This is a genomic window from Xinfangfangia pollutisoli, from assembly GCF_020179405.1.
GTDB classification, from domain to species: domain Bacteria; phylum Pseudomonadota; class Alphaproteobacteria; order Rhodobacterales; family Rhodobacteraceae; genus Pseudogemmobacter; species Pseudogemmobacter pollutisoli.
In genome coordinates this window covers 1-6,847 of the sequence record NZ_JAICBZ010000131.1, presented here as the reverse complement: position 1 = coordinate 6,847, position 6,847 = coordinate 1, and the positions used below count along the sequence as shown (strand labels likewise).

The following is a 6,847-nucleotide window of genomic DNA, read 5'->3' as shown; positions in this document are numbered from 1 at the left end:
CCGCGGCCGGTGCGCCCCGCGGGCGTGGCCGCGCCCTAAGGCCGCGCGGCCGAGCGGATCAGATCAGCAAGGCCAGATCAGGCCTGGCCGTCGCGGTCGCGGCCTGCCGTCTTGCCGGGCGCGTCGGGTTTTCCGGCGGCCTCGTCTTCGATGATATGCGGGCTCAACGCGGTGATCTGCAGGATCAGGAAGCCGAACAGCGCCGCCGGGAAGGCGAAGGTTTCCAAGGTGACCCACAGCGCATCGCTTTGGGTGCGCCAGATCACCTCATTGGCCACGGCCAGGGCCGCGAACATGCCCGTCAGCCGGCGGGTGAGGATCATCCAGCCCGCATGCTGCATCGGCAGCATCTCGCCCAGCACATATTGCAGCCAGCTTTCGCCCCGCATCAGCCCGATGCCCAGCAAGAGCGCGAAGAAGCCATAGACGATGGTGGTCTTCATCTTGAAGAAGCTGGCATCGTTGAACCAGGCCGTCAGCCCGCCGAAGAAGATCACCACCAGCGCGGTGAAGACCTGCATGCGGCTGATCTTGCCCGACAGCACCCAAAGCAGCGCGATCGAGGCCAGAAGGATCGGCACGAAGATGACGGCCGCGACGATGAAGCCCGAATATTCGGTGCCGCCGACCGTATAGCTCTTGTCCTTGATCCACATGTACAGCGCGAAGAAGGCGACTGTCGGCCCCAGTTCCAGCACCTGTTTCAGCACCGGGTTGATCTGTTTCTCGGCCATTGCCTGTTCCTTATCCCAAGGCCTCGATCAGCACTGCCCCGAGCGCGATCAGCGTCATCAATCCCATCCGGGCCCAGCCCACCTTCTCGCCCAGAACCAGCCAGCCGATCAAGGCGGCGAAGACGGCCGAGGTTTCGCGCAGGGCCGCCGCCTCGCCCACCTTGTCCAGCCGCGTGGCCAGCATGACCGCGCCGAAGCTGAAATAGGCGACGAAGGCGCCCAGCACGCCGCGGCGCATCAGGGGGCCGATCTCGTCGCGCCGCAGACGCGCCAGGCGACGGGCGCTGACCAGCGGCAGGAAGATCCCGTCCAGCATGAAGAACCAGGCCAGGAAGGTGAACGGGTCGGCGGTCGCGCGGATGCCATAGGCATCATAGGTCGTATAGGCCGCGACCAGAACCCCGGTCGCCGCGGCAAAGCACAGGGCCGGCACCAGCCGCGCGCGGTCCACCGTCACATGGCGCAGGTTATAGGCGGCCAGCCCCAGGATGCCGCCGACCAGCAACAAAAGGCCGATCCATTGCCCGGGCGCGAAATGCTCGCCAAAGACCAGGCCCGCCGCGATCACCGTGACCAGGGGCCCGGTGCCGCGCACCACCGGATAGACGACCGTATAGGCGCCGCGGGTATAGGTCATCGCCTGCAAGACCTTGTAGACGATATGGATCACCACGGCGCCGGCGAAGATCGGCCACATATGCGGCTCGGGCCAGGGCACCAGGAACAGCGCGAAGGGCGCCGCGATCACCCCGTAGCTCAGGTCGATGGCCGCGCGCGACAGCCAGGGATCGTGCCGCCCCTTCTGCAGCGCCCCGAACAGCGCATGCAGCACCGCCGCCATCAGCGCCAGCGCAAGCGCCAGATCATGGCCCGCCGGCGTGCCTTCAAGGGCTGCCAGCCAGCTGCTCACTCGGCATCCTCATGCGTCCAGGTCAGATCCAGGGTGATGCCCTGAAACAGCGGCCCCGCCTCGGCCAGGCTTCGGGGCAGGCCCGTCAGCGCATAGCGGGCAAAGCGCACCGGGCCGAAGCCGTCGGGCGCGCGGAACGCGAGCTTGACCCGCCCCGAGGGATTGGGCAATTCGTCGACGATCCGCGCCGCCGCGTCGCGGGTGGCGGCGGGAAAGGCGGGTTCCGGCAGGGCCGCCAGAAAGGCCTTGGCTTCGGATTTCAGCGCCTGCGCTGCCGCCTCGGCATCGCCATCGGCGGGCAGCAGCGCCCCCGCCAGCGCCGGCAGCAGATACCATTCGAACAGCCCGTGCAGCCGGGCATCCAGATCCAGCCGCGTCAACGCGAAACTGGCGGCCGAGGTCTGGATCGCCGCGCGCGAGCCCAGATCCACCCCGGTCATCTCGCCCGCCATATAGATCGCATTGTTGCCGGGCAGATCGACATGCATCCGGTCCAGCCGCAGCAGCCGGGCCTTCTCGTCCCAGGTCATCAGCAGACTGGCACTGGTGCGCGCCAGCCGCGACTGGGCCAGCGCGGCATAGTCGAACGAGGCATAGCCGGTGCGCACCAGAACCCGCAGCCCGTCGATCCGGCCTTCCAGCGCGCTGGGCGCGACGTCCGCCCCGAGCAGCGCCTCAAGTGCGGGGCCCTTCAGCATCAGCCGGTCGGCCACGAATAGGCTGGTCGCCTGCGCGCCAAAGCTGATCTCGACCCCGCCCAGCACGCAGAACCCGTCCTGGCTGCCCGAGGGCCGGCCCGACAGGCTGATCCCCGTGGGCAGTTCCGCCGCCAGGGCGCCCCAGACCGCGCCGCAATCGGGCTCGGCCGCGGCCGGAAGCGCCAGGGCAGATGCCAAAGCGGCAGCCAGCCCCAGGGGCAAAAGACGGCCGATCATTCCGACAGGCCCACCAGAGCCCGGGCGAAATCGCCCGGATCGAACGCGGCCAGATCGTCGATCTGCTCGCCCACACCGATGGCATGGATCGGCAGGCCGAAACGGTCGGCCAGCGCCACCAGCACGCCCCCCTTGGCGGTGCCGTCCAGCTTGGTCATCACCAGGCCCGAGACATCGGCGATCTTGCGGAAGATTTCCACCTGCGTCACCGCGTTCTGGCCGGTGGTCGCATCCAGCACCAACAGCGTGTTATGCGGCGCGGTCGGATCGACCTTGCGGATCACCCGCACGATCTTGGCCAGTTCCTCCATCAGATCGGCGCGGTTCTGCAACCGGCCGGCGGTGTCGATCATCAGAAGATCGGCGCCTTCGGCCTGCGCCCTGGTCAGCGCATCGAAGGCAAGGCTGGCCGGATCGCTGCCTTCAGGCGCGGTCAGAACCGGAACGCCCGCGCGCGTGCCCCAGACCTTCAGCTGATCCACGGCCGCGGCACGGAACGTGTCGCCCGCGGCGATCACAACCTGCTTTCCCGCGGCCTTGAACTGGCTGGCGAGCTTCCCAATGGTCGTGGTCTTGCCCGAGCCGTTGACGCCCACCACCAGCACCACCTGCGGACGCTTGGGGTACAAAGGCAGGGGCCGGGCGACCGGGGTCATGATCCGCTCGACCTCGGCGGCCAGCGCCTGTTTCAGCTCGGTGGTGGAAATCCGGCGGCCGAAGCGGCCCTCGGCGATATTCGCCGTGACGCGCATGGCGGTTTCCGGGCCAAGATCAGCCTGGATCAGCAGATCCTCCAGGCTTTCCAGCATCGCATCGTCCAGGACCCGGCGCGGCTCATCCGCGCGGCCGAACAGCCGGCCGATCAGCCCGGGCTTGGACTCCTCCGCGGCAGGCGCGGGGGCAGCGGGGACCGGACTGGCAGCCGGAGCGGCTGGCGGGGCTGCGGGCGCAATGGTGGCGGCGGGGGGCGTGGCGGGCGGGGCATCATCGCCCTCGGCAACCAAAGCATCCAGCCCCTCGCCGATCTTGTCGGAGGAGCGGAACATCCGGTCCTTGAGCTTCTTGAAGAACGACATGCGCGGCCCCTTGCCTGATCGCCTTCACCTAATGCCTTCGCGCCGCGATGGGAAGAGCAAGGCCCGCTTAGCCCGCCGTCGGCGCCCAAAGCCGCAAGGCGCCCAGGCCGATCAACGCCTGTGCCGCCCAATAGGCCGGCCACAGCGCCAGCGACAGGCCGGTCTTCAGCCCGGCCGACTGCGCGACAAACAGCCCGATCGCCAGCATCAGATCCGAGGCCAGGAACAGCGCCGCCCCCAGCCGGATCAAGCCCTGCCCAGGTGCTGCGGGCAGCAGGATCGCCGCAAGCCCCATCAGCGCGATCAGCAGCACATAGGCCCGCACCGGCCACAAAAGCCCGCCGGTGCGCGGGGCAAGCCAGATCTCGGTCGACAGGATCAGCAGCACCAGCGCCGCCAGCACCAGCAGCTCCGCCGGCTGCAAGCCGGCCAGTCCGCCCCCCAGCGCCCGCCCGCGCAGGATCAGCGCCAGCGCATAGGCCAGATGCCCGGCGCCGAAGGCCCCCATCCCGGCCAGGAACCAGGCCTCACCGCTGCGCGCCAGGCAGAAATCTCCCAAAGCCCCCAGCGTCAGCCCCAGCGCGACCAGCCAGAACAGCGGCAGCGCCCCGCCCCGCATTGCCACCTGCCACAGGACCAGCGCCAGAAGCGCCACCGATCCGGTCTTCACCAGCGCGCCCGCCAGATCCGGCGCGCCGCCCCGGCCGGTGTAAAACGCCCAATAGGCCAGCGCCAGAACCAGCGCCGCCCCGGCCGCGATGCGACCAAATGCCGTGATCTCCATCATCCCCCGCCCCCGTGATACCCCGCCCCCGTGCCCGGGCTTTTCCCCGCCGCGGTTTCATGCTTCCCTCGGCCCCAGCATGACCAAAAGCCCCAGCCTTCGCAAAGCCCCCCTGCCGATGGCGGCCTTTGCCGTCGCGTCACTTGCCCCGGTGCCCTTGCTGGCGCTGGGCATCTGGGCCGGCGGCGGCTGGCTGTGGGCGGGGTTTCTGTACATGGCGCTGCTGTCGGTGCTGCTGGACCAGCTGGTGCCCTATGTCGCGGGCGATGCGCCCGAGGGGGCCGAGTTTCCTGCCGCCGACGCGGTGCTGGTGGCCGTTGGCCTCTCGGCGCTGGCGCTACTGCCCGCCGCGGTCTGGGCGGTGGCCGGGCCGTCGGGGCTAAGCGTCGGGCAAAGGGTGCTTCTGTTCTTCGGCGCCGGGCTGTGGCTGGGTCAGGTCGGCCATCCGGCCGCGCATGAGCTGATCCATCGCAGCCCGCGCGCGCTGTTCAACCTGGGCCGCGCGGTCTATACCGTGCTTCTGTTCGGCCAGCATGCCAGCGCGCACCGGCTGGTGCATCACCGCCATGTCGCCTCGGGCGAAGATCCGAATTCCGCCCGGGCCGGCGAAAGCTTTTATCGTTTCATGCCAAAGGCCTGGCGGGGAAGCTTCATCCAGGGCTGGAAGGCCGAAGACGCGCTGCGCGCCCGCAGCGCCGGCAGGCAGGGCCTTCATCCTTACACTGTCTACATTGGCGGAGGCGCCCTTTCCCTGGCCCTGGCCGCCGCACTGGCGGGCTGGGGAGGCATTCTCGCCTGGGTGGGGCTGGCGCTGCATGCGCAGATGCAGATCCTGGTGTCGGATTACGTCCAGCATTACGGGCTGCAGCGCGTGACCCTGCCGAATGGCAGGCTGGAGCCGGTCGGGCCGCAGCACAGCTGGAACACCGCGCATTGGTTCTCCTCGGCTTTGATGCTGAATGCGCCGCGCCATTCCGACCATCACGCCCACCCGACCCGGCCCTATCCGGCGCTGCGCCTGCCCGCGCCCACGGATGCCCCGCGCCTGCCCTGGCCCCTGCCAGTGGCCTGCACGCTGGCCTTCTTCCCCCGGCTCTGGCGGCGCGCGATGCGGCCGCGGCTGCGCCCCTGGGCCGAGGCGGCGGCGGCGCGGCAGGTCACGCAGGCCTGACTGGCCAAAGCCGGCCCGTCATGGCAGCCTGCCCGCGACGAGCCGAAGGAATGCCCGCCGAAGGAATACCCGATGCGCCCTGCCCTGTTTCTGCCCGCCCTGACCCTGGCGCTTTGGCCGGCCCTTGCCCCGGCCGGCCAGGATGACGCGCCGATGACCGCCGCCGAATTCGACGCCTATGTCACCGGCAAGACCCTGACCTATTCGCAATATGGCTCGGTCTTCGGGATCGAGGAATATCTGCCGGGCCGCAAGGTGCGCTGGAAGTTCAGCGAGGACGAATGCCAATATGGCAGCTGGTATCCGAAAGATGAAATGATCTGCTTCACCTATGAATACGATGCCTCGGAACATTGCTGGACCTTCTGGCACAAGGGCGAGGGCCTGGTGGCGCTGTCGGTCAATGACGCGCCGGGGGCCGAGTTGAACGAGGTGGCGCAGACCGGCCAGGGGCTGAACTGCCCCGGCCCGGATGTGGGAGTGTGACGATGCGCAGACTGGTTGCCCTGGCCCTTGCGGCCGCCGCTTTCGCAGGCCCCGTCCTGGCCACGGTCGATGCGCCGCTGACGGCCGAAGGCTTTGACGCGCTGACCCGCGGCAAGACGATGGACACCGCGACCGCGGCGGGGATCTACGGGATCGAAAGCTTCCTGCCCGGGCGCAAGGTGATCTGGCGCGATGCCGAACGCTGCGTGCGCGGCAGCTGGGCCCAGGTCGAAGACAAGATCTGCTTTTTCTATGAGGACAAGCCCGGCGATCAGGTCTGCTGGACCTATTACGACCGCGGCGATCACATCGAGGGCTGGTATGCCGGGCCCGAGCCGGTCTCGGACCCGATCAGCCTGACGCCGGGCGCCAGCGGGCCGGTCAATTGCGACGGCTATCTGGGGGCTTAGGCCGAAGCGGGCCGGGTCAGAACAGGCTGCCCTGCCCGCCTTCCCCACCCTCGGCCCCGCCCGCGCGTCCCGGCCGCTTCGGTGCCGCGCCGCGGCCCGGCAGGGTGACGCGCCCGTCATGGAATTGCAGCTCGATCACCTGCGCGCGTTCGGCCGCGGCCTTGCCGGTGACGACCTGCCCATCGCCCCGCACCACCGCAAAGCCGCGCTTCAGCGTCTCGTCCGGGCCCAGCGACTGGCGCATCCGGTCCAGAGCCTCCAGCCGCCGGGACAGATCGGCCAGGCGCTGCGCGGGCGCGGCCTCCAGCCGCTCGGCCAGCCGGTCCAGCGTGCCCCGCCCT

Annotated in this window: 9 protein-coding genes; 3 read left to right on the top strand and 6 right to left on the bottom strand. The window is 69.3% G+C overall.

Translation table 11 applies throughout. The features are described from left to right. Positions 1 to 77: 77 nt before the first annotated feature. The 5 genes from K1Y73_RS20895 to K1Y73_RS20875 form a co-directional block, all read right to left on the bottom strand. The gene (locus tag K1Y73_RS20895; RefSeq protein WP_225030292.1) at positions 78 to 734 is read right to left on the bottom strand and encodes an inner membrane-spanning protein YciB; all 657 of its coding nucleotides are present in this window, start codon (positions 732 to 734) and stop codon (positions 78 to 80) included. Between the two features lie 10 nt (positions 735 to 744). Then, positions 745 to 1,644 carry an EamA family transporter gene (locus K1Y73_RS20890; protein WP_225030291.1) on the bottom strand — a complete coding sequence of 300 codons (900 nt, stop codon included), beginning with the start codon at positions 1,642 to 1,644 and terminating at the stop codon, positions 745 to 747. Next, positions 1,641 to 2,579, bottom strand: coding sequence for a hypothetical protein (locus K1Y73_RS20885; RefSeq protein ID WP_225030290.1), 939 nt, complete (start codon positions 2,577 to 2,579; stop codon positions 1,641 to 1,643). Before K1Y73_RS20885 ends, K1Y73_RS20890 begins: the two co-directional genes overlap by 4 nt. Further along, positions 2,576 to 3,655 (bottom strand): signal recognition particle-docking protein FtsY, encoded by a 1,080-nt coding sequence (gene ftsY, locus K1Y73_RS20880; RefSeq protein ID WP_225030289.1) that lies wholly within the window; start codon positions 3,653 to 3,655, stop codon positions 2,576 to 2,578. The genes K1Y73_RS20885 and ftsY overlap by 4 nt, the downstream gene beginning before the upstream one ends. A 67-nt stretch (positions 3,656 to 3,722) precedes the next feature. Continuing rightward, on the bottom strand, positions 3,723 to 4,442 hold the full coding sequence (locus K1Y73_RS20875; protein WP_225030288.1) for a lysoplasmalogenase family protein: 720 nt from the start codon (positions 4,440 to 4,442) through the stop codon (positions 3,723 to 3,725). 76 nt (positions 4,443 to 4,518) lie between these two features. Between K1Y73_RS20875 and K1Y73_RS20870 the strand changes: the two genes are divergently transcribed. From K1Y73_RS20870 to K1Y73_RS20860, 3 genes are all read left to right on the top strand, one after another. Further along, the gene (locus tag K1Y73_RS20870; protein WP_225030287.1) at positions 4,519 to 5,610 is read left to right on the top strand and encodes an alkane 1-monooxygenase; all 1,092 of its coding nucleotides are present in this window, start codon (positions 4,519 to 4,521) and stop codon (positions 5,608 to 5,610) included. A 72-nt stretch (positions 5,611 to 5,682) separates the two neighbouring features. Next, positions 5,683 to 6,096: a hypothetical protein gene (locus K1Y73_RS20865; RefSeq protein ID WP_225030286.1), complete on the top strand. Its 414-nt coding sequence runs from the start codon at positions 5,683 to 5,685 to the stop codon at positions 6,094 to 6,096. Between the two features lie 2 nt (positions 6,097 to 6,098). After that, complete coding sequence (locus K1Y73_RS20860; protein WP_225030285.1) at positions 6,099 to 6,506, top strand: hypothetical protein; 408 nt, start codon at positions 6,099 to 6,101, stop codon at positions 6,504 to 6,506. A 16-nt stretch (positions 6,507 to 6,522) separates the two neighbouring features. On the opposite strand, the gene K1Y73_RS20855 is transcribed toward K1Y73_RS20860, so the two are convergent. Next, positions 6,523 to 6,847, bottom strand: a 325-nt coding sequence (locus K1Y73_RS20855; protein WP_318248266.1) for an exodeoxyribonuclease VII large subunit, incomplete at its 5' end; no start/stop codon positions are given.

Bases quoted from the DNA above. Each gene is read 5' to 3' on its own strand.
- K1Y73_RS20895 (WP_225030292.1), bottom strand. From the start codon at position 734: ATGGCCGAGAAACAGATCAACCCGGTGCTGAAACAGGTGCTGGAACTG.
- K1Y73_RS20885 (WP_225030290.1), bottom strand. From the start codon at position 2,579: ATGATCGGCCGTCTTTTGCCCCTGGGGCTGGCTGCCGCTTTGGCATCT.
- ftsY (WP_225030289.1), bottom strand. From the start codon at position 3,655: ATGTCGTTCTTCAAGAAGCTCAAGGACCGGATGTTCCGCTCCTCCGAC.
- K1Y73_RS20875 (WP_225030288.1), bottom strand. From the start codon at position 4,442: ATGATGGAGATCACGGCATTTGGTCGCATCGCGGCCGGGGCGGCGCTG.
- K1Y73_RS20870 (WP_225030287.1), top strand. From the start codon at position 4,519: ATGACCAAAAGCCCCAGCCTTCGCAAAGCCCCCCTGCCGATGGCGGCC.
- K1Y73_RS20865 (WP_225030286.1), top strand. From the start codon at position 5,683: ATGCGCCCTGCCCTGTTTCTGCCCGCCCTGACCCTGGCGCTTTGGCCG.
- K1Y73_RS20860 (WP_225030285.1), top strand. From the start codon at position 6,099: ATGCGCAGACTGGTTGCCCTGGCCCTTGCGGCCGCCGCTTTCGCAGGC.